Source organism: Pseudomonas sp. MAFF 730105, from assembly GCF_055380705.1.
This window is the reverse complement of sequence record NZ_AP018438.1, coordinates 5,477,133-5,501,298: the sequence shown is the minus strand read 5'-3', so window position 1 is coordinate 5,501,298 and position 24,166 is coordinate 5,477,133. Positions and strand designations below refer to the sequence as shown.

The window sequence follows — 24,166 nt, the reverse complement described above, 5'->3', positions numbered from 1 at the left end:
ATTATGTCGGCGACTCAAAATTACGGCACTGGCCGTCGCAAGACTGCAACCGCACGCGTTTTCCTGCGTCCGGGCACTGGTAACATCTCCATCAACAACCGCTCCCTGGATAACTTCTTCGGCCGCGAAACTGCCCGCATGGTAGTTCGTCAGCCGCTGGAACTGACCGAGACCGTCGAAAAATTCGACATCTACGTCACCGTTATCGGTGGTGGTGTAAGTGGTCAAGCTGGCGCAATCCGCCACGGTATCACTCGCGCTCTGATGGACTACGACGAAACCCTGCGTAGCGCCCTGCGCAAAGCTGGCTTCGTGACTCGCGACGCTCGCGAAGTTGAACGTAAGAAAGTCGGTCTGCGTAAAGCGCGTAAGCGTCCGCAGTACTCGAAGCGTTAATTTCGCTTCCGCTTTCAAAAGGCGCCCAGTTTCCTCACGGAGCTGGGCGTTTTTTTATGGGCGAAATAATTGCTCTGTGACAACTTGCCACATTCGTAGAGCCCCTATACTACAAGGCTTGGCGGTAGGGCCGCTTGGTAATTACCTTGTCAGAATTGGGGGTTTTCATTACCATTCGGCAAAATTTTTATAAGTTCAGATTTTTACTTAGTAGACGCCTGATCTAACAGGCCACAAAGCTGATGGGAGAGGACTGAATGAGCAATGACGGCGTGAATGCAGGCCGGCGTCGCTTCCTGGTAGCAGCCACATCCGTGGTGGGTGCTGCAGGAGCGGTGGGGGCTGCGGTCCCGTTCGTGGGGTCATGGTTTCCCAGTGCCAAGGCGAAAGCTGCAGGTGCACCGGTGAAAGTGAATGTCAGCAAGATCGAGCCAGGCCAGCAGATGATTGCTGAATGGCGCGGCCAGCCGGTGTTCATCGTCCGCCGTACAGAGGAAATCCTGGGGAATCTGAAAAAGATCGAGGGCCAGCTGTCCGATCCCTCTTCCAAGAACTCGGTCCAACCGGAATACGTCAATCCTGAAACGCGTTCGATCAAGCCGGAAATCCTGCTGCTGATCGGGATCTGTACGCACCTGGGTTGCTCGCCAACATTCCGTCCCGAAGTGGCCCCTGCCGATCTGGGCAAGGACTGGGTAGGCGGCTATTTCTGCCCTTGCCACGGCTCCCACTACGATCTGGCGGGGCGCGTCTACAAATCGCAGCCTGCACCTCTGAACCTGCCAGTTCCCCCGCATTCCTATGAGTCGGATGAGATCATTGTCATCGGCGTCGACACGGAGAAAGCGTGATGAGCAAACTTATGGATTGGGTTGATGCGCGCTTTCCCGCGACCAAGATGTGGGAAGACCATCTCAGCAAGTACTACGCTCCGAAAAACTTCAACTTCTTCTATTTCTTTGGCTCCCTGGCATTGCTCGTTCTGGTCAACCAGATCGTCACCGGTGTCTGGCTGACCATGAGCTACACCCCGTCGGCGGAAGAAGCGTTCGCTTCCGTCGAGTACATCATGCGTGACGTCGAGTACGGCTCGATTCTGCGTCTGCTGCACTCCACCGGCGCTTCGGCGTTCTTCATCGTGGTCTATCTGCACATGTTCCGTGGCCTGCTCTACGGTTCGTACCAGAAGCCCCGCGAACTGGTGTGGGTCTTCGGCATGTTGATCTACCTGGCGCTGATGGCTGAAGCCTTCATGGGTTACCTGCTGCCATGGGGCCAGATGTCCTACTGGGGTGCCCAGGTGATCATCTCGCTGTTCGGTGCGATCCCGGTCATCGGCAACGACCTGACCCAGTGGATCCGTGGTGACTACCTGATCTCGGGCATTACCCTGAACCGCTTCTTCGCCCTGCATGTGGTAGCCCTGCCGATCGTGATCCTCGGCCTGGTGGTGTTGCACATCCTGGCGTTGCACGAGGTCGGCTCGAACAACCCGGATGGCGTGGACATCAAGAAGCACAAGGACGAAAACGGTGTACCGCTGGATGGCATTGCCTTCCACCCGTACTACACCGTGAAGGATATCGTCGGCGTAGTGGTGTTCCTGTTCATCTTCTGCTCCATCGTGTTCTTCTTTCCGGAGATGGGCGGCTACTTCCTCGAGAAGCCGAACTTCGAACAGGCGAACGCCTTCAAGACGCCTGAGCACATTGCCCCGGTCTGGTACTTCACGCCGTTCTACGCAATTCTGCGGGCGATCCCGGACAAGTTGATGGGCGTTATCGCCATGGGCGCGGCCATCGCCGTGCTGTTTGTCCTGCCATGGCTGGACCGCAGCCCGGTCAAGTCGATGCGCTACAAAGGCTGGCTAAGCAAGATCTGGCTCGTGGTGTTCTGCATCTCGTTCGTGATCCTGGGTGTGCTGGGTGTACTGGCACCGACACCGGAGCGTACGTTGCTGTCGCAGGTCTGTACGTTCCTGTACTTCGCCTACTTCATTCTGATGCCGTTCTATACCAGGCTCGAGAAGACCAAACCGGTTCCGGAAAGGGTGACTGGCTGATGAAAAAGCTATTTGCTGTACTGATTCTTGCTGCCATGCCTGTCCTGTCCTTCGCGGCCGAACACGGTGGTCCAGAGCTGGAAAAAGTCGATATCGACGTTTCCGATAAAGCCGCCATGCAGGACGGCGCACGTACGTTCGCCAACTACTGCATGGGTTGCCACAGTGCCAAGTTCCAGCGTTACGAGCGCGTGGCCGATGACCTGGGCATTCCCCATGAGCTGATGCTCGAGAAATTGGTGTTCACCGGCGCCAAGCTGGGCGACCACATGACCGTCGGCATGCAGCCGGCAGATGCCAAGACCTGGTTCGGCGCTGCGCCACCCGACCTGACCCTGGTCGCTCGTGTACGCGGTACCGACTGGCTCTATGGTTACCTGCGTTCGTTCTATGAAGATCCTGCGCGTCCATGGGGCGTGAACAACAAGGTCTTCCCGAACGTCGGCATGCCGAACGTTCTGGTCGGCCTGCAGGGTCGTCAGGTGGTAGGCTGCAAACAGGTGCAGGTCGTCGAGAACGGCAAGAAGCAATTCGACCCGTTGACCGGCACCGCCTTGACTCATGAAGCCTGCGATCAGTTGACCATCGTGCCGAACAGCGGCGCCTTGACGCCTGAGCAGTTCGACGAGAAGGTCAAGAATCTGGTGACGTTCCTGGCCTACTCGGCCAACCCGGTGAAGCTGCAGCATCAGCGCATCGGTACGTATGTATTGCTGTACCTGGCGTTCTTCTTCGTATTCGCTTATCTGCTCAAGCGTGAATACTGGAAAGACGTACATTGATAAAGCGGTAAGTTGTTGCTGTTAATCGTGCGCGCCCAAGGGCGTCTCTGAAGGTGTAACGAGCCTGGTCAGCCAGGTGTTACGGGAGACGCCCTCTGGGCGCGCTCGTTTTTCTTTCCTAAAATTTCAACAAGCGAGGAGGATCGCCATGGGCGTGACCAATCGGTTGGCCTGTTACTCCGACCCCGCCGACCACTATTCCCACCGGGTACGTATCGTACTGGCAGAAAAGGGTGTCAGCGCCGAGATCATTTACGTCGAGGCTGGCCGTCAGCCGCCGAAGCTGATCGAGGTAAACCCCTACGGCAGCCTGCCCACGCTGGTCGATCGTGACCTGGCATTGTGGGAGTCGACGGTGGTGATGGAATACCTGGATGAGCGTTATCCGCACCCGCCCTTGCTGCCGGTATACCCTGTGGCGCGTGCCAACAGCCGTTTGCTGATCCATCGTATCCAGCGTGACTGGTGCGGGCAGGTGGATCTGATCCTGGATCCGCGGACCAAGGAGCCGGCGCGGGTGGTGGCGCGCAAGGAGTTGCGTGAAAGCCTGACAGGCGTATCGCCGCTGTTCATCGACAAACCGTTTTTCCTCAGTGAGGAACAAAGTCTGGTGGATTGCTGCCTATTGCCCATACTCTGGCGTTTGCCGATTCTGGGTATCGAACTGCCGCGGCCCGCCAAGCCGCTGCTTGATTATATGGAGCGCCAATTTGCGCGTGAGACTTTCCAGGCGAGTCTGTCTGGTGTCGAACGCGACATGCGCTAAGGCTTAGGGAGCCGCTATGAACTCCAGTCGACCTTATCTGGTCCGCGCGCTCTACGAGTGGATTGTGGACAATGATTGCACCCCGCACATGCTGGTCAATGCCGAATATCCATCGGTACAGGTGCCGCAGGGGTTTGCCAATGACGGGCAGATTGTCCTGAACGTATCGCCGGCAGCCGTGCGCCATCTGCACATGGACAACGATGCCGTGAGCTTCGAAGGCCGCTTCGGCGGTGTGCCGCATACGCTGTATGTACCTATCGCTTCGATCCTGGGGATTTATGCCCGGGAGAATGGCCAGGGCATGGTGTTTGAGCTGGAAACGCCGATGGATGGCGAGGAAGAGTACGAGGTGGATGATGACCTGCCGCCACCGGATGATGAGCCGCCGCGGCCTAGTGGTCGGCCTAGTCTTAAGGTGGTGAAGTAACAGGGGCGGCTATTGCGTGGGATTTGTGTGTATATCCTTTTCTGCGGTAACGGCTGCTTAGGGTTCCGCCCTTACGGCGGGTCACTTTTGGAAGAGCGCCAAAAGTAACCAAAAGCGCTTTGCCCCACCACTGGGCACCTCGCCAAGGCTCGGTGTTCCCTCACTCCGGCATCGCTCCGTGGGCCCGCCGCGAAGGGCCATCCATGGCCCAGCGCGGCTATCCCGGCATCCATGCCGGGATGCCCACTACGCAACGCCTGCGTTCGGCCCTTGTGGTTAACGGGGCGCCTAAGATCAAAAGCCAAAGCCAAAGCCAAAGCCAAAGCCAAAGCCAAAGCCAAAGCTAGGCGGCCGAATGGCCTGCCTGACTTTTCCGGCTGTACCTGAATCCACCTGTGGGAGCAAAGCTTGCTCGCGAGGCGACCTGGCAGCCGGCCTGACTCTTCCGGCTGCACCTGAATCCACCTGTGGGAGCAAAGCTTGCTCGCGAGGCGACCTGGCAGCCGACCTGTCTTTTCCGGCTGTCCCCGATCAATTGTGGGAGCGAGCCTGCTCGCGATTGCGATGTGTCAACCTACATCAATGCTGCAGACCTGACGCCATCGCGAGCAGGCTCGCTCCCACAGTGGGATTGAGGTGCAGCCGTAAAGACAGGCCGGCCGTCACGCCGCCTCGCTTTTGCTTTTGCTTTTGCTTTTGATCTTGATCTTGGGCGCCCCATTAACCACAAGGGCCGAACGCAGGCATTGCGTAGTGGGTATCCCGGCATGGATGCCGGGATAGCCGCGCTGGGCCATGGATGGCCCTTCGCGGCGGGCCCACGGAGCAATGCCGGAGTGAGGGAACACCGAGCCTTGGCGAGGTGCCCAGTGGTGGGGCGAGGCGCTTTTGGTTACTTTTGGCGCCTTTTCAAAAGTAACCCGCCGTAAGGGCGGAACCGCCAGTAGCCGTTACCGCAGAAACGGATATACACACTAACCACCCCCCTAAAAAAAACGGCGCTTCCCCGTCTGAAGAAGCACCGTTTTCTAGCCAAGCGCAGCATCGAGAGCCGCAACAACCCTCAGTCAATATACTCAAACAACTTCACGATCTTCTGCACCCCAGACACCCCCTGCACCAGATTGGTCGCCTGAGCAGCCTCTTTCTTGGTCAGCAGACCCAGCAGGTAAACGATGCCATTCTCGGTCACAACCTTGATACGCGAGCCGGGAATGCTGGCATCGGTCAGCATCTGGGTCTTGATCTTGGTGGTCAGCCAGGCATCGTTCTGACGCGCCAGCAGCGAGGACGGTTGCAGGACCTGCAATTCGTTATGCACGGTCTTGACCCGTTGAACGGCACTGGCCTCTTGTTCGGCCTTGGCCTTGAGGTCTTCCCGTGGGGTCTGGCCCGCCAGCAGCACGACACCGTTGAAGCTGGTGACGACGATGTGCGAGTTGTTGTCCAGGTCCGGGTCGGCCTTGGCGATGTTCACGCCGACTTTGGTTTCGATCAGGGAGTCGTCGATCTTGCTGCCGAAGGTGCGGGTGCCGCGGTCGTCTTCGATCGGCTTTTCCCGGCTGGCATTAACCACCGATGTGCAGCCGCTGATGCCGAGGCACAGGGTCAGGGCCAGAAGGCCCAGGCGATTAGGGGTCATTCTTCACTCCCGAATATTTGGCTGTCGATCAAGTCGCAAAGACAATGGATCGCCAGCAGGTGGACTTCCTGGATGCGTGCGGTGACTTTGGCCGGTACGCGGATCTCGACATCTTCAGGCAACAGCAGTGAAGCCATGCCGCCGCCGTCGCGCCCGGTCAATGCTACGACAATCATTTCGCGATCATGTGCGGCCTGGATCGCCTGAATAATATTGGCCGAGTTGCCGCTGGTGGAAATCGCCAGCAGCACATCGCCGGGTTGGCCCAGGGCGCGGATCTGTTTGGAGAAGATTTCGTTGTAGCTGTAGTCGTTGGCGATCGAGGTGATCGTCGAGCTGTCGGTGGTCAGCGCGATGGCCGGCAGGCTCGGGCGTTCGCGCTCGAAACGGTTGAGCAGCTCGGACGAGAAATGCTGGGCGTCGCCGGCGGAACCACCATTGCCACACGAAAGCATTTTGCCTTCGTTGAGCAGGGCGTTGACCATCACTTGGCTGGCTTGCTCGATGTAGGGTGCAAGTACGTCCATCGCCTGTTGCTTGGTGTCGATACTGGCCTGAAAAAGCTGGCGAATTCGTGATTGCATGTCCATCTGTGTGACCTTATGTAGCGCGACTTATCGGCACAAACGTGTGCGGCGCGCAAAGCAAAGAGCAAGTTGAGTGAAGGTGTCCGGCTCGGTTCGTCATGGGCGTGGGCGTTCAGCTGTCGAAGGCATTCTGCAGCCAATTCAACTGATCGGCGTTGCTGTCGATGGCAACCACGTCGAAACGGCAAGGATGATCAGCCCAGCGAGATTCGTTTTGCAGGAAATACTGCGCGGCGAAAACCAGTTTCTGGCGCTTGCGCTCGTCGATGCTATCGAGCGCACCACCCCATTGGGTATTTTTTCTGTAGCGGACTTCGACGAATACTACTGTATCGCCGTCAAGCATGACCAGATCAAGCTCGCCGCGTTTACACAGCCAGTTCTGCGCCACCAGACGCAGGCCTTGCTGCTGGAGATGCGCGAGGGCCTTGCCCTCGGCATCCCGTCCGCTTTGCTGGCGTGATCGTTCGGGCATCAGCGCTGGGTGTCCGGCAGGCGCTGTACCTGGCCGTTGACGAACTCGGCCCAAGGCAATTGACGTTGAACCCGTTGGGACTGGGACACCGCCAGGCTGCCCGTCAGGCCTTCGATACGGCTGTCCGGCAGTGTCTTGAGTTGGCCCAGGCGCGGCGCCAGGCGATAGGCATCTGCCCCCATCGCATACAACCGGCCGAGGCTGCCGGCAGCTTGTGGCCACTGGGCAGTGACCTGCTTGCGCAATGGATCGTTGGCATCAAGCAGCCACGGGGTTTCGCAGAAGCGAATACCGTTCATGTCGTTGTACTGGTTCTGGTCGCCGCTGGCGCTGAACACCTGGGACGTCGCATAGACCGGCACGTCTCCAGCGTACTGGAAGTTCAGGGTCGGCTTGATTTGCTGGGCCTGCTGTGGGGTCGACGCCAGGAAGATGAACTCGATGTCCTGGCGACGGGAAGGCTGGGCCGCGACCGTGGTGCCCACGGTGTTCTGCAGGCTCTTGGCGCGACCTTCGCTCTGGCGCAGTTGGAACATGTCGGCGATCTGCTGGGCCAGTTGCACGGGTTGGTCGACGCGTTCGATGGCGAGAATGGAGCCGCCGGTGGCTTGCCAGTCCTGGCTGAAGGCTTTCAATACGCGATCACCCCATTCGCCCTTCGGTACCATGACCGCTGCGCGATGCAGACCGTCGGCGCGGGCGCGACGAGCGACTTCGCGGGCTTCATCCTCGGGGGCCAGGCCGAACTGGAACAGCTGGGGTGGGCCTTGCTCGCCTTCGCTGTAGTTCAATGCCAGGGTGGTGATCGGCAACTGCGCACGCGTGCTGATCTGCTTGACCAATGGTTTTTCCAGGGGGCCGACCACCAGTTGCACGCCGTCGGCCTGGGCCTTGCGATAGAACTCGTCCATGGAGGTCAGGGTCGAGCTGTCGTAGAACTGGATGCTCGGTGGGTTCTGTCCGGCCTGCTGGGCCTGGTAATGCGATGCCATGAAGCCTTCACGCAGGGCTTTGGCGACTGCGGCCAACTGGCCATTCTGCGGCAGCAGCAGGGCGATCTTGCTCAGGGGCTGGCTTGCCAGCTCCTTGAGCTTGACCAGGGGTGTCGGCAACTGAAGGGCGGCCGGGTGCTTCGGGTTCTGTTCGCGCCAATGGTCGATGGCCGCTTGCTGCTGTTCCAGGGTGCCGGCGGTTTTCACGGCGCGGGCCAGGCTCAGCCAGCCGCCGAGGTCATCGGTGGTGGTCGGTTGCAATTGATCGGTGGGCAGCGAGGCAATCAGCGACCAGATCGCTTCATGGTTTTTAGCGGCGGCTTCGTTCTCGAGCAGGGGCGCAATGAAGATACGTTCCTTCGCAGCTGCCAGGGTCTGGCCATCGGCTTCGAGGGCGCGGGCATGGACGGTCCCGGTGCGGACCTGCTGTTCCACCGGCATTTCGCTCAGGTGTTGCAGGCTCGGGTGGCTCAGGGCGGTCAGCGCCGCCTTGGGCTGATTGCGCGTCATTGCCAGTTCCGCCGCCAGGGTGCTGGCGAAAATCTGCTGGCCTGGCTTGAGCTGTTCCATCGGCACTTGTTGCAGGATTTGTGCGGACTGGCCGGCATTGCCCTGGCGGTAGGCCAGGTCCGCTGCGCTCAGGCGCAGCAGGGCGGCTTTTTCCGGTGTCTTGCTTTGGGCGGCCTGTTCGAGCAGTTGCTCGATACTGGCATCCGGGGTCCGGGGAAGTTCGCCAAGGCTGGACGAGGGCGAGCTGGCGCAGGCCGCCAGAAGGGCGGCGAGGCAAAGGGCGGAGAGCAGCCGCAGGCAAGCGATCATGTAAATGTCCTGATACGAGATCAAATTAGCGTCGAATTGTACCCAAGCGCTGGCCGGGGCGCGATGTCAGTGGCGTGAATCGATCAATTTAGATGGTTCAAATGTTGTGGTGCAGCACAAAGCGTCGTTCACTCGGGAGGTGACACTAAATCCCCTCCCCGCAGGGATGATGTGAACGGCTGAGACCGGCACACGCTACAATGGCGGTTTTACCGATTGTGAGGTGTGCGTTTTGACTGCTCCAGGTGCTTTGAATTCCGCTGCAGGCTCGCTTTATGTGGTGGCGACGCCCATAGGCAACCTGGACGATATCAGTGCCCGGGCGCTGAAGATCCTGCGGGAGGTCGCCCTGATCGCGGCTGAAGACACCCGCCATTCCCAGCGGCTGCTGCAGCATTTCGGTATTTCCACGCCGCTTGCCGCTTGCCACGAACATAATGAACGGGACGAGGGGAGTCGTTTCATCACGCGCCTGCTGGCGGGTGATAACGTCGCGCTGATCTCCGACGCGGGCACGCCACTGATTTCCGACCCCGGCTACCATCTTGTGCGCCAGGCCCGCGCGGCGGGCATCAATGTGGTGCCGGTGCCGGGCGCCTGTGCCTTGATCGCGGCGTTGTCGGCGGCCGGCCTGCCATCGGACCGCTTCATCTTCGAAGGCTTCCTGCCGGCCAAGGCCGTGGGGCGTCGAGCGCGCCTGGAGTCCATAAAGGAAGAGCCGCGCACGCTGATTTTCTACGAGGCGCCGCACCGCATCCTCGAGTGCCTGCAAGACATGGAGCTGGTGTTCGGTCCCGAGCGTCCGGCACTCCTGGCGCGTGAGCTGACCAAGACCTTCGAAACCCTCAAGGGACTGCCGCTGGCGCAGTTGCGGGCCTTTGTCGAAAGCGACAGCAACCAGCAACGTGGCGAATGTGTCGTCCTGGTGGCAGGGTGGACCGCGCCGGAGAGTGAAGAGGCTGTCAGTAGCGAAGCGATGCGGATCCTGGACCTGCTGCTGGAGGAAATGCCGCTCAAGCGTGCGGCCGCCCTGGCTGCGCAAATCACCGGCGAGCGCAAGAACGTGCTGTATCAGGTCGCGCTGGACCGGCAGAAGACCCGGTAAAACCGGACAGGCAACATGGCCAAAGGCTTTTAGCGCTTGTTCTTCAGGCGCTCTGCCGTTAACCTTCGCGGCGGAGAGTCGATCGGACAGTCGCTGCCCTCTATGAGAATTAGAGGGGGGAGGAAAGTCCGGGCTCCATAGGGCGAAGTGCCAGGTAATGCCTGGGAGGCGTGAGCCTACGGAAAGTGCCACAGAAAATAACCGCCTAAGCGTTTCGGCGCCGGTAAGGGTGAAAAGGTGCGGTAAGAGCGCACCGCACGGCTGGCAACAGTTCGTGGCTAGGTAAACCCCACTTGGAGCAAGACCAAATAGGGTCCCAAGGCGTGGCCCGCGCTGGGACCGGGTAGGTTGCTAAAGATGTCCAGTGATGGCCATCGTAGACGAATGACTGTTCAAGACAGAACCCGGCTTACAGATCGACTCTCCACCTTTTCCCCTCCTGCCGAAATCACTGGCAGACGCATTTCCTAAGACCAAAAAAATCTTACTCTTAACAAATCACTTTAACTTGTGAGCGCAGCTTCCTGTGGTTGCTCGGGTTGAGGTGAAAAATCCTACGTCAGATTCTTGTTGGTCCTCCTGAAACGCTCCTAAATCTCCGATCTATAAGGCTTTTCCTTCAATCCGCGCCTTGACGGTGCGGTAGGCGCATTCCTATAGTGTGCGCGAGTGGAGGAAAGTGGCATGAAGTGGGTTTTTTGGACGTAAAACGCTAGATTTTGGAGAAACGCTGACGTGTTTCGCGGAGCCAACGCTATCAGTCTCGATGCAAAGGGCCGTCTCGCCATGCCGAGCCGGTACCGTGACGAGCTCGTTTCGCGTAGTTCCGGTCAGTTGATCGTCACGATCGATGCCGTTGACCCCTGTCTATGTGTCTACCCGTTGGATGAATGGGAAATCATCGAAACCAAACTGCGCGCACTGCCTTCGCTGCGTGAAGAAAACCGCAGGCTGCAACGCTTGCTGATCGGCAATGCCGTCGACCTGGAGCTCGATGGCAGCGGTCGTTTCCTGGTTCCGCCGCGCCTTCGCGAGTACGCCAAGCTGGACAAGCGCGCGATGCTGGTGGGCCAACTGAACAAGTTCCAACTGTGGGACGAAGATGCCTGGAATGCGGTTTCCGCCGCCGACCTCGCTGCTATTCAACAACCGGGCGCCATGCCCGATGAACTGCGTGATTTGATCCTGTGACTATAAATAGCGGCTTTAACCACATCACCGTACTGCTTGACGAGGCCGTCGAGGCCCTCGCCGTACGTCCTGATGGCTGCTATCTGGACGGCACGTTCGGGCGCGGTGGGCACAGCCGGCTGATTCTCAGCCAGCTCGGTCCGGATGGCCGGCTGCTGGGATTCGACAAGGACCCTCAAGCGATTGCCACCGGGCAAGCGCTGGCGGCCGAAGACGGCCGCTTTGTCATTGTGCAGCGCAGCTTTGCGGAACTGGGGTCGGAGGTCGCCGAACGGGGTCTGGCCGGCAAGGTCAGCGGGATCCTGCTCGACCTGGGCGTCTCTTCGCCGCAGTTGGACGATCCTGAGCGCGGCTTCAGTTTCCTCAATGATGGCCCGCTGGACATGCGCATGGATCCGTCTCGCGGAATCAGCGCCGCCGAATTCGTCAACACCGCTGCGGTGGAAGAAATCGCCCGTGTCTTCAAGGAGTACGGCGAAGAGCGTTTCTCCGGGCGCATGGCGCGCGCCGTTGTGGAGCGCCGTGACATCAAGCCATTCGAGCGCACCGGCGACCTGGCCGAAGTGCTGAAAGTCGCCAACCCGGCGTGGGAGAAAGGCAAGAACCCGGCGACCCGTGCCTTCCAGGGTTTGCGCATCCACGTCAATAACGAACTGGGCGACCTCGAGGCCGGCCTTGACGCCGCCCTGGAAGCGCTGGAGATCGGCGGTCGCCTGGTGGTGATCAGCTTCCATTCCCTGGAAGACCGCATCGTCAAGCTGTTCATGCGCAAACTCACCAAGGGCGAGGCCGACAACCTGCCGCGCAACCTGCCGGTGCGTTTCGAGGCCTTCGTGCCGAAAATCAAGATCCATGGCAAGGCGCAGTTCGCCTCCGAGGCGGAGCTCAAGGCCAATCCCCGCGCTCGTAGCGCCGTCATGCGTGTTGCGGAGAAGTTGCGGTGAGCAAGCTCTTCGCCAAGCCCCTGCCGGGCGGCAGCTTTTTCATGCTGCTGCTGTTTATCGGCGTGCTCGTGTCGGCCATCGGCGTGTCCTATAGCGCGCACTGGAACCGGCAGCTGCTCAATACGCTTTATAACGAACTGAGCGTGCGCGACAAGGCACAGGCCGAGTGGGGCCGGTTGATCCTGGAGCAGAGCACCTGGACGGCCCACAGCCGCATCGAAGTATTGGCCACCGAACAGCTGAAAATGCGCATCCCGAATGCTGCCGAAGTACAGATGGTGGCGCCATGATGAAGCTCGAGGGGGCGCTGTTCCCGTGGCGGTTCCGTCTGGTCCTGGGGTTGCTCGGGATCATGGTGGCGGCCATCTCCTGGCGCATCATCGACCTGCAAGTGGTCGACCGTGACTTCCTCAAGGGGCAGGGCGATGCTCGCAGCGTGCGTCATATCCCGATCCCGGCCCACCGTGGCCTGATCACCGACCGCAATGGCGAACCCCTGGCCGTGAGTACTCCGGTGACCACCTTGTGGGCGAACGCCAAGGAAATGCAGCTGGCCAAGGAAAAATGGCCGGCCTTGGCCGCCGCGCTCGGGCAGGACCCCAAGGCCCTGGCCGAACGCCTGGAAGCCCAGGCCAACAAGGAGTTCATCTATCTGGTGCGCGGCTTGACGCCCGAGCAGGGCCAGAGCGTGCTCGACCTGAAAGTGCCGGGCGTCTATGGCATCGAAGAGTTCCGGCGCTTTTATCCGGCCGGTGAAGTGACGGCCCACATGGTCGGCTTTACCGATATCGATGACCGGGGGCGCGAAGGTGTGGAACTGGCTTATGACGAATGGCTCGCCGGGGTCGCCGGCAAGCGCCAGGTCATCAAGGATCGGCGCGGCAGGCTGATCAAGGATGTCCAGGTCACCAAAAACGCCAAGGCCGGCAAGCCCTTGGCGTTGTCCATTGATCTGCGCCTGCAATACCTGGCCAACCGCGAACTGCGCAATGCCATCGTCGAGAACGGTGCCAAGGCCGGCAGCCTGGTGATCATGGACGTGAAGACCGGCGAGATCCTGGCCATGGTCAACCAGCCCACCTACAACCCGAACAACCGCCGCAACCTGCAACCGGCGATGATGCGCAACCGCGCGATGATCGACGTGTTCGAGCCGGGTTCGACCATGAAGGCCGTTTCCATGGCCGCCGCGCTGGAAACCGGGCGCTGGAAGCCGAGCGACACCGTCGAGGTGTATCCGGGGACCCTGCAGATCGGCAAGTACACCATTCGCGACGTGTCCAAGACCGAAGGCCCGGTGCTCGACCTGACCGGCATCCTGATCAACTCCAGTAACGTCGGCATGAGCAAGATCGCCTTCGACATCGGCGGTGAGACCATCTATCGCCTGGCGCAGAAGATCGGTCTCGGCCAGGACACCGGCCTGGGCTTCCCTGGCGAGCGTGTCGGCAACCTGCCGAACTATCGCGAATGGCGCAAGGCCGAGACGGCAACCCTGTCCTACGGCTACGGTGTCTCCGTGACGGCGATCCAGTTGGTCCACGCGTTCTCGGCGTTGGCCAACAACGGCCGCATCGCGCCGCTGACCCTGATCAAGACCGACAAGCCGCCGCAGACCACCCAGGTGATCCCCGAGAAGGTCGCCAAGACCATGCAGGGCATGTTGCAGCAGGTCATCGAGGCGCCGCGCGGCGTCTTCCGCGCCCAGGTGCCGGCCTACCACGTCGCAGGCAAGTCGGGTACGGCTCGCAAGACCTCCGTGGGGACCAAGGGCTATGCCGAGAACTCCTACCGTTCGCTGTTCGCCGGCTTCGGGCCGATGAGTGACCCGCGCTACGCCATCGTGGTGGTCATCGACGAGCCGAGCAAGGCGGGCTACTTCGGTGGCCTGGTGTCGGCGCCGGTATTCAGCAAGGTCATGTCCGGCACCCTGCGCCTGATGAACGTCACCCCGGACAACCTGCCGCCCACCCAGCAGGCGAGCACTGCACCGGTCGTCCCTTTGAAAGCTGATGGAGGGCGTGGCTGATGTCCCTGAGCCTGAACAAGATTTTTGCCCACGCCGGTCACGATCTGCTGATTCGCGAACTGGCCCTGGACAGCCGCAATGTCCGCGCCGGGGACCTGTTCCTGGCGGTGCCGGGCGGACGGTACGACGGCCGCGCCCACATCGCCGATGCCTTGCAGCGCGGCGCGGCTGCCGTGGCGTATGAGGTGGAAGGTGCGACTGTGTTGCCAATCACCGACGTGCCGCTGATTCCGGTCAAGGGCCTCGCGGCGCAGTTATCGGACATCGCCGGGCGCTTTTATGGCGAGCCTAGCCGTCACCTGAACCTGATTGGCGTGACCGGCACCAACGGCAAGACCAGCGTCACCCAATTGGTGGCCCAGGCGCTGGACCTGTTGGGGCAGCACTGCGGCATTGTCGGGACGCTGGGCAACGGTTTCCACGGTGCGCTGGTGAGCGGCCTGCACACCACGCCAAACCCGATTGCCGTGCAGGCGACCCTGGCCGACCTGAAAAAGGCCGGTGCCAAGGCTGTCGCGATGGAAGTCTCCTCCCATGGCCTGGACCAGGGGCGCGTCACCGCCCTGGCGTTCGACATCGCCGTATTGACCAATCTGTCCCGGGATCACCTAGACTATCACGGCAGCATGCAGGCCTATGGCGAAGCCAAGGCCAAGCTGTTTGCCTGGAACAACCTGAAGTGCCGGGTCATCAACCTCGACGATGAGTTCGGCCGGCAATTGGCGGCCAATCAGGGCGAGTCCCGGTTGATCACCTACAGCCTCGAAGATGCCGGCGCCCACCTTTATGTACGCCAGGCGCAATTCGACGACGAGGGCGTGCGAGCCACGCTGGTCACGCCACAGGGCGAGCACCATCTGCGCAGCACTTTGCTGGGGCGTTTCAACCTGAGCAACGTATTGGCCGCCATCGGCGCCTTGCTGGGGTTGGACTACGCGCTGGATGAAATCCTCAAGGTCCTGCCGAAGCTCGAAGGCCCGGCCGGTCGCATGCAGCGCCTGGGTGGTGGTACTCAACCGCTGGTGGTGGTCGATTACGCCCACACCCCCGACGCCCTGGAAAAAGTCCTGATGGCCTTGCGGCCTCACGCCAAAGGCAAATTGCTCTGCCTGTTCGGCTGCGGTGGCGACCGCGATCGCGGCAAGCGCCCGCTGATGGCCGAAGTGGTGGAGCGGTTGGCCGATGGTGTACTCGTCACCGACGACAACCCCCGCAGCGAAGACCCGATGCAGATTTTCGATGACATCCGTGCCGGGTTCTCGGCGGCGGACAAGGTGACCTTCGTCGCCGGTCGCGGCCAGGCGATTGCCCAGTTGATCGCCAGCGCTTCGGCGGACGATGTGGTCGTCCTGGCTGGCAAGGGGCACGAGGATTACCAGGAAATCAACGGCGTGCGCCATGGCTTCTCCGATCTGGTCGAGGCCGATCACGCCTTGACCGCCTGGGAGGTGGCCCATGCTTAAAGCCTTGAAACTCAGCGAACTGACCGGCGCCCTGAATGCGCGTCTCATCGCGGCGGATGCCTGTTTCGACGGCGTCAGCATCGACAGCCGGGCCATTGCCCCGGGACAGCTGTTCGTCGCCTTGGCCGGACCGCGTTTTGACGGCCACGATTACCTGAATGATGTGGCGGCCAAAGGTGCGGTCGCGGCATTGGTCGAGCGCGAAGTCACCAACAGTGCGCTGCCACAGCTGCTGGTGGGCGACACCCGCCAGGCCCTGGGCCAGCTCGGCGCACTGAACCGTGCAGCATTCGGCAATCCGGTCGCGGCCATCACCGGTTCCAGCGGCAAGACCACGGTCAAGGAAATGCTCGCCAGCATCCTGCGTACTCGTGGTCTGGTGCTGGCGACCCGGGGCAACCTGAACAATGACCTCGGCGTACCGTTGACCCTGCTCGAACTGGCGCCGGAGCACAGCGCCGCCGTCATCGAACTGGGTGCCTCGCGGCTCGGCGAGATCGCCTACACCGTGGGCATGACCAAGCCTCACGTCGCCGTGCTCAACAACGCCGGGACCGCCCATGTTGGCGAGTTCGGTGGCCCGGAAAAAATCGTCGAGGCCAAGGGCGAGATCATCGAGGGGCTTGAGGCCGATGGCGTCGCCGTGCTGAATCTCGACGACAAGGCGTTCGAAATCTGGAAGGCGCGGGCGGGTGAGCGCAAGGTGCTGACGTTTGCCTTGAGCAACCTCGCCGCGAACTTCTACGCCAGCGACCTGGACCGCGATGCCCGCGGTTGCCCGGCCTTCAACCTGCACAGTCCCGACGGTGCAGAGCGGGTCCAGTTGAACCTGCTCGGCACCCATAACGTCGCCAACGCCCTGGCTGCCGCCGCCGCCGCCCATGCGCTGGGCGTGTCCCTTCCAGGCATCGTCGCAGGCTTGAACGCCGTGCAACCGGTCAAGGGGCGCACGGTGGCGCAACTGGCCAGCAACGGCATGCGGGTGATCGACGACACCTACAATGCCAACCCGACGTCCATGTGTGCGGCGGTGGATATCCTCGCCGGTTTTTCCGGCCGCACCGTGCTGGTGCTGGGAGATATCGGCGAATTGGGAGAGTGGGCGCAACAGGGGCACCACGATGTTGGAGCCTATGCCCGTGGCAAGGTCGACGCGCTGTATGCCGTCGGCCCGATGATGGCCCATGCCGTCGCCGCGTTTGGCGAGCACGCACAGCATTTCACCACTCAGGCCGACCTGATCCAGGCCCTGGGTGCCGAGCAAGACCCGAACACTACCTTATTGATCAAGGGCTCTCGTAGCGCAGCGATGGAAAACATCGTCGCGGCGCTGTGCGGCACCCGTACGGAGAAACATTAATGCTGCTGCTGCTAGCGGAGTACCTGCAACAGTTCTACAAAGGCTTCGCGGTCTTCCAATACCTGACCCTGCGCGGGATCCTGGGTGTGTTGACCGCGCTGTCGTTGTCGCTGTTCCTGGGCCCGTGGATGATCCGCACCCTGCAGAACCTGCAAATCGGCCAGTCGGTGCGTAACGACGGTCCGCAGTCGCATCTGTCCAAATCCGGCACCCCGACCATGGGTGGCGCGTTGATCCTGTCGTCCATCGGCGTCAGCACCTTGCTCTGGGCCGACCTGGCCAACCGCTATGTCTGGACCGTGCTGCTGGTGACCCTGTTGTTCGGCGCCATCGGCTGGGTGGACGACTACCGCAAGGTCATCGAGAAAAATTCCCGCGGGCTGCCGAGCCGCTGGAAATATTTCTGGCAGTCGGTGTTCGGCCTGGGCGCGGCGATCTTCCTTTATATGACCGCCGCCTCGCCGGTGGAAACCACCCTGATCCTGCCGATGCTCAAGGACTACAGCATTCCGTTGGGCGCGGGCTTCGTCGTGCTGACCTACCTGGTGATCGTCGGTTCGAGCAACGCGGTCAACCTCACGGATGGTCTCGATGGCCTGGCGATCATGCCAACGGTCATGGTCGGCGGCGCGCTGGGGATCTTCTGCTACCTGTCGGGCAACGTGAAGTTCGCCGAATACCTGCTGATCCCCTACGTGCCTGGGGCGGGTGAGTTGATCGTGTTCTGCGGCGCGCTGATCGGCGCCGGCCTGGGTTTCCTCTGGTTCAACACCTATCCGGCCCAGGTCTTCATGGGCGACGTCGGCGCGCTGGCGCTGGGCGCGGCCCTGGGCACCATTGCCGTCATCGTTCGCCAGGAAATCGTCCTGTTCATCATGGGCGGCGTGTTCGTGATGGAGACCCTGTCAGTGGTCATTCAGGTTGCGTCCTTTAAATTGACCGGCCGCCGCGTATTCCGCATGGCGCCGATCCACCACCATTTTGAACTCAAGGGCTGGCCCGAGCCGCGCGTGATCGTCCGTTTCTGGATCATCACCGTGATTCTGGTGCTGATCGGCCTTGCCACCCTGAAGCTGAGGTAGAACGAGTGTCCCTGATCGCTTCTGACCACTTCCGCATCGTTGTCGGCCTCGGCAAGAGCGGCATGTCCCTGGTTCGCTTCCTGGCGAGCCGGGGCGTGTCGTTTGCCGTGGCCGATACGCGGGAGAATCCGCCTGAGCTGGCCACGCTGCGGCGTGACTATCCGCAGGTGGACGTGCGTTGTGGCGAGCTGGACGTCGAATTCCTGTGCCGCGCCGACGAGCTCTACGTGAGCCCCGGCCTGGCGCTGGCGACGCCGGCCCTGCAGGCCGCTGCTGCCCGCGGCGTGAAATTGTCCGGTGATATCGAGCTGTTCGCGCGTAACGCCAAGGCGCCGATCATCGCCATCAGCGGCTCCAATGCGAAAAGCACCGTCACCACCCTGGTGGGCGAAATGGCCGCGGCGGCCGGCAAGCGGGTCGCCGTGGGCGGCAACCTCGGCACCCCGGCGCTGGACCTGCTCAGCGACGACGTCGAGTTGTACGTGATGGAGCTGTCGAGCTTCCAGCTCGAGACCACCGATCATCTCGGCGCCGAAGTGGCGACTGTGCTCAACATCAGCGAAGACCACATGGACCGCTACAGCGGCCTGCCGGCCTATCACTTGGCCAAGCACCGGATTTTCCGGGGTGCCCGGCAAGTGGTATTCAACCGCCAGGACGCCCTGACCCGTCCGCTGCTGGGCGAGGGCATGCCATGCTGGTCCTTCGGCCTCGGCGTACCGGACTTCAAGGGCTTCGGGTTGCGGGAAGAGAACGGCGAGAAATACCTGGCCTTCGAATTCCAGAACCTGATGCCAGTGCGCGAGCTGAAGATCCGGGGTGCCCACAACCAGGCCAACGCGTTGGCGGCCCTGGCCCTTGGGCATGCGGTCGGCCTGCCGTTCGACGCCATGCTGTCGGCGCTGCGTACCTTCGCCGGTCTCGAACACCGCTGCCAGTGGGTTCGCGACCTGGATGGCGTGGCCTGGTACAACGATTCTAAGGCCACCAATGTGGGGGCCGCGCTGGCCGCCATCGAGGGCCTGGGAGCAGACATCGAAGGCAAGCTCGTGCTGATCGCCGGTGGCGACGGCAAGGGGGCCGACTTCAAGGACCTGCGCGATCCGGTAGCGGCCAACTGCCGCGCCGTGGTGCTGATGGGACGTGACCGCGAGCTGATCGCCGAGGCCATCGGCGACGGCGTGCCGCTGGTTCGTGTCGCTTCGCTGGACGAGGCTGTGCAGCAATGCCGTGCCCTCGCTCAGCCGGGCGATGCCGTCCTGCTGTCGCCAGCCTGTGCCAGTTTTGACATGTTCAAGAACTACGAAGAGCGTGGGCAGTTGTTCGCCCGGGCCGCGGAGGACTTGGCATGAGCCTGAGAAACGTCATCAAGCCGTATCCGTCGCCGCTGATCACCGGGCGTGGCATCGACCTGGATTTCCCGATGCTCGCCGGCTGCCTGGCGTTGCTCGGCCTGGGTCTGGTGATGATCACTTCCGCGTCGTCGGAAGTGGCTGCCGTGCAATCCGGCAACACCCTGTACCACATGATCCGCCACCTGGTTTACCTGGTGATCGGCCTGGGCGCCTGCGTCGTCACCATGATGGTGCCGATCGCCACCTGGCAGCGCCTGGGCTGGATGATGCTGCTCGGCGCCTTTGGCCTGCTGGTGATGGTGCTGGTGCCGGGTATTGGCCGCGAGGTCAACGGCTCGATGCGCTGGATCGGTTTCAGTTTCTTCAACGTACAGCCTTCGGAAATCGCCAAGGTCTTTGTGGTGCTTTTCCTCGCTGGGTATCTGGTGCGTCGCCAGAAAGAAGTGCGCGAGAGCTGGATGGGCTTCTTCAAGCCATTCATCGTATTGCTGCCCATGGCGGGCCTGCTGCTGATGGAGCCCGACTTCGGCGCCACGGTGGTGATGATGGGCGCGGCGGCGGCCATGCTGTTCCTGGGCGGGGTCGGGCTGTTCCGCTTCATTCTGATGGTGGCGCTTGCGGTGGCTGCCGTGACAGTGCTGGTACAGGCGCAACCCTATCGGATGGCGCGCCTGATCACCTTTACCGACCCGTGGGCCGACCAGTTCGGTTCCGGTTATCAATTGACCCAGGCGCTGATCGCTTTCGGGCGCGGCGAATGGCTGGGCGTAGGCCTGGGCAACAGCGTGCAGAAACAGTTCTACCTGCCGGAAGCCCACACCGACTTCGTGTTCTCGGTGCTGGCCGAAGAACTGGGCGTGGTGGGGTCGTTGTGCACCGTGGCCCTGTTCGTGTTTGTCTGCGTGCGTGGCATGTACATCGGTTTGTGGGCCGAGAAGGCCAAGCAGTTCTTCGCCGCTTATGTGGCCTACGGTCTGTCGTTCCTGTGGATTGGTCAGTTCCTGATCAACATCGGTGTGAACGTCGGCCTGCTGCCGACCAAGGGCCTGACGCTGCCGTTCCTCAGTTATGGCGGCAGCTCCCTGGTGATCTGCTGTGCCTGCCTCGGTTTGCTGTTGCGTATCGAATGGGAGAGCCGGACGCACCTGGGCAGCGAAGAGATGGAATTCCAGGAGAGCGACTTCGCCGAGGAGCCGACTCATGGACGCTAACGTGCTGATCATGGCCGGCGGCACCGGCGGGCATGTCTTCCCGGCGTTGGCCTGTGCCCGGGAGTTCCAGGCGCGCGGCTACACCGTGCATTGGCTGGGCACGCCACGAGGCATCGAGAATGAACTGGTTCCCGGTGCGGGTCTGGAATTGCACCGGATCAATGCCAGCGGCCTGCGGGGTAAGGGCAAGCTGTCCTTGCTCAAGGCCCCGCTGATGTTGCTCAAGTCGGTCTGGCAGGCGCGGGCGATCATTCGTCGGCTGCGGCCGGTCTGCGTGGTCGGGTTCGGTGGTTATGTGACTGGTCCGGGCGGTGTCGCGGCGAAACTGGCCGGCGTGCCGGTGATCGTTCACGAACAGAACGCCGTCGCCGGTACCGCCAATCGGTTACTGGTGCCGTTGGCCGCCCGGGTCTGTGAAGCCTTTCCCGACACCTTTACCCTGTCGGGCAGCCGCCGCACCACCGGTAATCCGGTGCGTACCGAGCTGTTTCTCGATACCCCGCGCCCGACCCTGGTCGGACGCAAAGCGCGTTTGCTGGTCCTGGGTGGGAGCCTGGGGGCAGAGCCGTTGAACAAATTGCTGCCCGAAGCCTTGTCGCAGGTCGCTTCCGAACTGCGGCCGGAAGTCTTTCACCAGGCCGGCAAGCACCACGATGAAGTGACCGCCGAGCGCTACCGCGCCGCAGGCGTCGAGGCGCAAGTGCAGCCGTTCATCAAAGACATGGCCCAAGCCTATGGCTGGGCCGACCTGGTGATCTGTCGCGCAGGCGCGCTGACCATCAGTGAACTGGCTGCCGCCGGTCTGCCCTCGATGCTGGTGCCTTTGCCCCACGCCATCGACGATCACCAGACCCGCAATGCCGATTATTTGGCCCGAGAAGGCGCTGCCTTCCTGCTGCCGCAAAGAACGACCGGCGCCGCGGATCTTGCCGCCCGCCTGACAGAGGTCTTGATGCAACCGCAACGACTTGAAGACATGGCCCGCGCCGCGCGCCGCCTGGCCAAACCCGATGCAACGGCCCAAGTGGTCGATACCTGCCTGGAGGTGGCCCATGGTTGAGAATCGCAAAGCCATGCCACAGCCGGAGATGCGCCGCATCCGCCGCATCCACTTCGTCGGTATCGGCGGCGTGGGCATGTGCGGGATCGCCGAAGTGCTGCTGAACCTGGGCTATCAGGTCTCCGGTTCCGACTTGAAGGCTTCCCCGGTTACCGAGCGCCTGGAATCCTTTGGCGCCCAGATCTTTATCGGCCACCGTGCCGAGAACGCCGCCAATGCCGATGTGCTGGTGGTTTCCAGTGCCGTGAACACGTCCAACCCGGAAGTCGCCACCGCCCTGGAACGGCGCATTCCGGTGGTGCCACGTGCCGAGATGCTGGCCGAGCTGATGCGCTATCGCCACGGTATCGCCGTGGCCGGTACCCACGGCAAGACCACCACCACCAGCCTGATCGCCTCGGTGTTCGCCGCCGGCGGCCTGGACCCGACCTTCGTGATCGGCGGTCGTCTGAATGCCGCGGGCACCAATGCCCAACTGGGCACCAGCCGCTACCTGATCGCCGAAGCCGACGAGAGTGATGCGAGCTTCCTGCACCTGCAACCGCTGGTGGCCGTGGTCACCAACATCGACGCCGACCACATGGCGACCTACGGCGGCGACTTCAACAAGTTGAAGAAGACCTTCGTCGAGTTCCTTCACAACCTGCCGTTCTACGGTTTGGCGGTGGTGTGCATGGATGACCCGGTGGTGCGTGAAATCCTGCCGCTGATCAAGCGTCCGACCGTGACCTACGGTTTCGGCGAAGAAGCCGACGTGCGCGCCATCAACGTGCGCCAACAAGGCATGCAGACGTTCTTCACCGTGCTGCGTCCCGACCGCGAGCCGCTGGACGTGTCGGTGAACATGCCGGGCAACCACAACGTGCTCAATGCCTTGGCCACCATCTGCATCGCCACCGACGAAGGTGTCAGCGATGAAGCCATCGTCCAGGGGCTGTCCGGCTTCCAGGGCGTGGGTCGACGCTTCCAGGTCTATGGCGAGCTGCCGGTGGACGGCGGCAACGTGATGCTGGTGGACGACTACGGCCACCACCCGACCGAGGTCGCGGCGGTGATCAAGGCCGTGCGCGGTGGTTGGCCGGAGCGCCGCCTGGTGATGGTCTACCAGCCGCACCGCTACAGCCGCACCCGCGACCTGTACGACGATTTCGTCCAGGTCCTGACCGACGCCAACGTGCTGCTGTTGATGGAAGTCTATCCGGCCGGCGAAGAGCCTATCCCGGGCGCCGACAGCCGTCAGCTGTGCCACAGCATCCGCCAGCGCGGTCAACTGGACCCGATCTATATCGAGCGCGGCGTGGACCTCGCGCCGTTGGTCAAGCCGCTGCTGCGCGCCGGCGACATCCTGTTGTGCCAAGGGGCCGGTGACATCGGCGGCCTGGCGCCGAAACTGTTGAAAAGTCCGTTATTCGCCGGTGCCACCGTGGCCTCCAGCGAGGGGAAACTGAAATGACTGCTGCCTACGCCAACCTGGTCTCCACCCTTGACCCGAAAGCCTTCGGCCGCGTCGCCGTGCTGTTCGGTGGCAAGAGTGCCGAGCGCGAGGTGTCCCTCAAGTCCGGCAAGGCCGTGCTCGAAGCCCTGCAAAGCGCCGGCGTCGATGCATTCGGTATCGACGTGGGCGATGACTTCCTGCAGCGCCTGCTGAGCGAAAAGATCGACCGCGCATTCATCATTCTCCATGGTCGCGGCGGCGAAGACGGCAGCATGCAAGGCCTGCTCGAATGCCTGGGCATTCCCTACACCGGCAGCGGCATCCTGGCATCGGCCCTGGCGATGGACAAGCTGCGCACCAAGCAGGTCTGGCACAGCCTCGGCATCCCGACGCCGCGGCATGCCGTGCTGGCGTCCGAGGCCGACTGTATTTCGGCGGCCACGGAACTGGGCTTCCCTTTGATCGTCAAACCGGCCCATGAAGGTTCAAGTATCGGCATGGCGAAAGTGAATTCGCTGCCTGAGTTGACCGCGGCATGGAAAGACGCCAGTTCCTACGATTCGCAAGTGTTGGTCGAGCAATGGATCACCGGTCCCGAGTTCACCATCGCCACCCTGCGTGACCAGGTGTTGCCGCCGATTGCGCTGGGCACGCCCCACACGTTCTACGACTACGACGCCAAGTACGTGGCCAATGACACCCAGTACCGCATTCCCTGCGGGCTGGACAGCACCAAGGAAAAAGAACTGATGGACCTCACGGCCAAGGCCTGTGAGGCGCTGGGTATTGCCGGTTGGGGACGGGCGGACGTGATGCAGGACGCAGAGGGTCAGTTCTGGTTCCTGGAGGTCAACACCGCGCCCGGCATGACCGATCACAGTCTGGTACCGATGGCGGCCCGTGCCGCCGGTCTGGATTTCCAGCAACTGGTGCTGTCGATCCTGGCCGCCAGTGTCGGCAATCAAGAGCCACGAGGTTAA

The 24,166-nt window shown here is 61.8% G+C and carries 23 protein-coding genes and 1 other RNA gene; 20 read left to right on the top strand and 4 right to left on the bottom strand.

The annotated features are described in order from the left end of the window. The first annotated feature begins 3 nt into the window (after window positions 1-3). The 6 genes from rpsI (at window position 4) to PCOSP_RS23990 (ending at window position 4,436) form a co-directional block, all read left to right on the top strand. On the top strand, window positions 4-396 hold the full coding sequence (rpsI, locus tag PCOSP_RS24015; protein WP_003228056.1) for a 30S ribosomal protein S9: 393 nt from the start codon (window positions 4-6) through the stop codon (window positions 394-396). 257 nt (window positions 397-653) lie between these two features. Further along, complete coding sequence (gene petA / locus PCOSP_RS24010) at window positions 654-1,247, top strand: ubiquinol-cytochrome c reductase iron-sulfur subunit (RefSeq protein WP_175363462.1); 594 nt, start codon at window positions 654-656, stop codon at window positions 1,245-1,247. After that, window positions 1,247-2,458, top strand: coding sequence for a cytochrome b (locus PCOSP_RS24005; RefSeq protein ID WP_139644895.1), 1,212 nt, complete (start codon window positions 1,247-1,249; stop codon window positions 2,456-2,458). Before petA ends, PCOSP_RS24005 begins: the two co-directional genes overlap by 1 nt. Beyond that, window positions 2,458-3,240, top strand: a complete 783-nt coding sequence (locus PCOSP_RS24000) for a cytochrome c1 (protein ID WP_175363461.1) — start codon at window positions 2,458-2,460, stop codon at window positions 3,238-3,240. Before PCOSP_RS24005 ends, PCOSP_RS24000 begins: the two co-directional genes overlap by 1 nt. A gap of 148 nt (window positions 3,241-3,388) precedes the next feature. Further along, entirely contained in the window at window positions 3,389-4,006 is a 618-nt protein-coding gene (locus PCOSP_RS23995) for a glutathione S-transferase N-terminal domain-containing protein (RefSeq protein WP_139644897.1), read from the top strand. Between the two features lie 16 nt (window positions 4,007-4,022). Then, window positions 4,023-4,436 (top strand): ClpXP protease specificity-enhancing factor, encoded by a 414-nt coding sequence (locus tag PCOSP_RS23990; protein WP_024781105.1) that lies wholly within the window; start codon window positions 4,023-4,025, stop codon window positions 4,434-4,436. A 1,063-nt stretch (window positions 4,437-5,499) separates the two neighbouring features. Here PCOSP_RS23990 and PCOSP_RS23985 read toward each other — a convergent pair. The 4 genes from PCOSP_RS23985 to PCOSP_RS23970 form a co-directional block, all read right to left on the bottom strand. Continuing rightward, window positions 5,500-6,078 carry a BON domain-containing protein gene (locus PCOSP_RS23985; protein ID WP_024781263.1) on the bottom strand — a complete coding sequence of 193 codons (579 nt, stop codon included), beginning with the start codon at window positions 6,076-6,078 and terminating at the stop codon, window positions 5,500-5,502. Beyond that, a complete protein-coding gene (locus PCOSP_RS23980; protein WP_139644899.1) occupies window positions 6,075-6,668 on the bottom strand; it encodes a phosphoheptose isomerase in 594 nt (197 codons plus the stop codon). Before PCOSP_RS23980 ends, PCOSP_RS23985 begins: the two co-directional genes overlap by 4 nt. 109 nt (window positions 6,669-6,777) lie before the next feature. Continuing rightward, the gene (locus tag PCOSP_RS23975; protein WP_464709650.1) at window positions 6,778-7,140 is read right to left on the bottom strand and encodes a YraN family protein; all 363 of its coding nucleotides are present in this window, start codon (window positions 7,138-7,140) and stop codon (window positions 6,778-6,780) included. Next, the gene (locus PCOSP_RS23970; protein WP_175386902.1) at window positions 7,140-8,951 is read right to left on the bottom strand and encodes a penicillin-binding protein activator; all 1,812 of its coding nucleotides are present in this window, start codon (window positions 8,949-8,951) and stop codon (window positions 7,140-7,142) included. The genes PCOSP_RS23975 and PCOSP_RS23970 overlap by 1 nt, the downstream gene beginning before the upstream one ends. Before the next feature lie 232 nt (window positions 8,952-9,183). Here PCOSP_RS23970 and rsmI point away from each other — a divergent pair, with 232 nt between their 5' ends. The 14 genes from rsmI to PCOSP_RS23900 all read left to right on the top strand — a co-directional run bounded on the left by rsmI (window position 9,184) and on the right by PCOSP_RS23900 (window position 24,166). After that, entirely contained in the window at window positions 9,184-10,056 is an 873-nt protein-coding gene (rsmI, locus tag PCOSP_RS23965; RefSeq protein WP_041020577.1) for a 16S rRNA (cytidine(1402)-2'-O)-methyltransferase, read from the top strand. Window positions 10,057-10,130: 74 nt separating this feature from the next. Continuing rightward, an RNA gene (gene rnpB / locus PCOSP_RS23960) (RNase P RNA component class A) lies at window positions 10,131-10,484 on the top strand. A 307-nt stretch (window positions 10,485-10,791) separates the two neighbouring features. After that, on the top strand, window positions 10,792-11,247 hold the full coding sequence (gene mraZ / locus PCOSP_RS23955) for a division/cell wall cluster transcriptional repressor MraZ (RefSeq protein ID WP_003205355.1): 456 nt from the start codon (window positions 10,792-10,794) through the stop codon (window positions 11,245-11,247). Further along, a complete protein-coding gene (gene rsmH, locus PCOSP_RS23950; protein WP_373682458.1) occupies window positions 11,244-12,191 on the top strand; it encodes a 16S rRNA (cytosine(1402)-N(4))-methyltransferase RsmH in 948 nt (315 codons plus the stop codon). The genes mraZ and rsmH overlap by 4 nt, the downstream gene beginning before the upstream one ends. After that, window positions 12,188-12,481, top strand: a complete 294-nt coding sequence (gene ftsL, locus PCOSP_RS23945; protein WP_041020575.1) for a cell division protein FtsL — start codon at window positions 12,188-12,190, stop codon at window positions 12,479-12,481. Before rsmH ends, ftsL begins: the two co-directional genes overlap by 4 nt. Next, window positions 12,481-14,220 carry a peptidoglycan D,D-transpeptidase FtsI family protein gene (locus PCOSP_RS23940; protein WP_175364018.1) on the top strand — a complete coding sequence of 580 codons (1,740 nt, stop codon included), beginning with the start codon at window positions 12,481-12,483 and terminating at the stop codon, window positions 14,218-14,220. Before ftsL ends, PCOSP_RS23940 begins: the two co-directional genes overlap by 1 nt. Further along, a complete protein-coding gene (locus PCOSP_RS23935; protein WP_175364008.1) occupies window positions 14,220-15,683 on the top strand; it encodes a UDP-N-acetylmuramoyl-L-alanyl-D-glutamate--2,6-diaminopimelate ligase in 1,464 nt (487 codons plus the stop codon). The genes PCOSP_RS23940 and PCOSP_RS23935 overlap by 1 nt, the downstream gene beginning before the upstream one ends. Beyond that, the gene (locus PCOSP_RS23930; protein WP_175364009.1) at window positions 15,676-17,043 is read left to right on the top strand and encodes a UDP-N-acetylmuramoyl-tripeptide--D-alanyl-D-alanine ligase; all 1,368 of its coding nucleotides are present in this window, start codon (window positions 15,676-15,678) and stop codon (window positions 17,041-17,043) included. The genes PCOSP_RS23935 and PCOSP_RS23930 overlap by 8 nt, the downstream gene beginning before the upstream one ends. Next, complete coding sequence (mraY, locus tag PCOSP_RS23925; RefSeq protein WP_041020571.1) at window positions 17,043-18,125, top strand: phospho-N-acetylmuramoyl-pentapeptide-transferase; 1,083 nt, start codon at window positions 17,043-17,045, stop codon at window positions 18,123-18,125. The genes PCOSP_RS23930 and mraY overlap by 1 nt, the downstream gene beginning before the upstream one ends. A gap of 5 nt (window positions 18,126-18,130) precedes the next feature. Continuing rightward, window positions 18,131-19,477: a UDP-N-acetylmuramoyl-L-alanine--D-glutamate ligase gene (gene murD / locus PCOSP_RS23920; RefSeq protein ID WP_047701351.1), complete on the top strand. Its 1,347-nt coding sequence runs from the start codon at window positions 18,131-18,133 to the stop codon at window positions 19,475-19,477. Beyond that, a complete protein-coding gene (gene ftsW, locus PCOSP_RS23915) occupies window positions 19,474-20,691 on the top strand; it encodes a putative lipid II flippase FtsW (protein WP_041020569.1) in 1,218 nt (405 codons plus the stop codon). The genes murD and ftsW overlap by 4 nt, the downstream gene beginning before the upstream one ends. Next, window positions 20,681-21,751: an undecaprenyldiphospho-muramoylpentapeptide beta-N-acetylglucosaminyltransferase gene (murG, locus tag PCOSP_RS23910; protein WP_464709648.1), complete on the top strand. Its 1,071-nt coding sequence runs from the start codon at window positions 20,681-20,683 to the stop codon at window positions 21,749-21,751. The genes ftsW and murG overlap by 11 nt, the downstream gene beginning before the upstream one ends. Then, entirely contained in the window at window positions 21,744-23,204 is a 1,461-nt protein-coding gene (murC, locus tag PCOSP_RS23905) for a UDP-N-acetylmuramate--L-alanine ligase (RefSeq protein ID WP_139644912.1), read from the top strand. Before murG ends, murC begins: the two co-directional genes overlap by 8 nt. Further along, complete coding sequence (locus tag PCOSP_RS23900; RefSeq protein WP_175364011.1) at window positions 23,201-24,166, top strand: D-alanine--D-alanine ligase; 966 nt, start codon at window positions 23,201-23,203, stop codon at window positions 24,164-24,166. The genes murC and PCOSP_RS23900 overlap by 4 nt, the downstream gene beginning before the upstream one ends.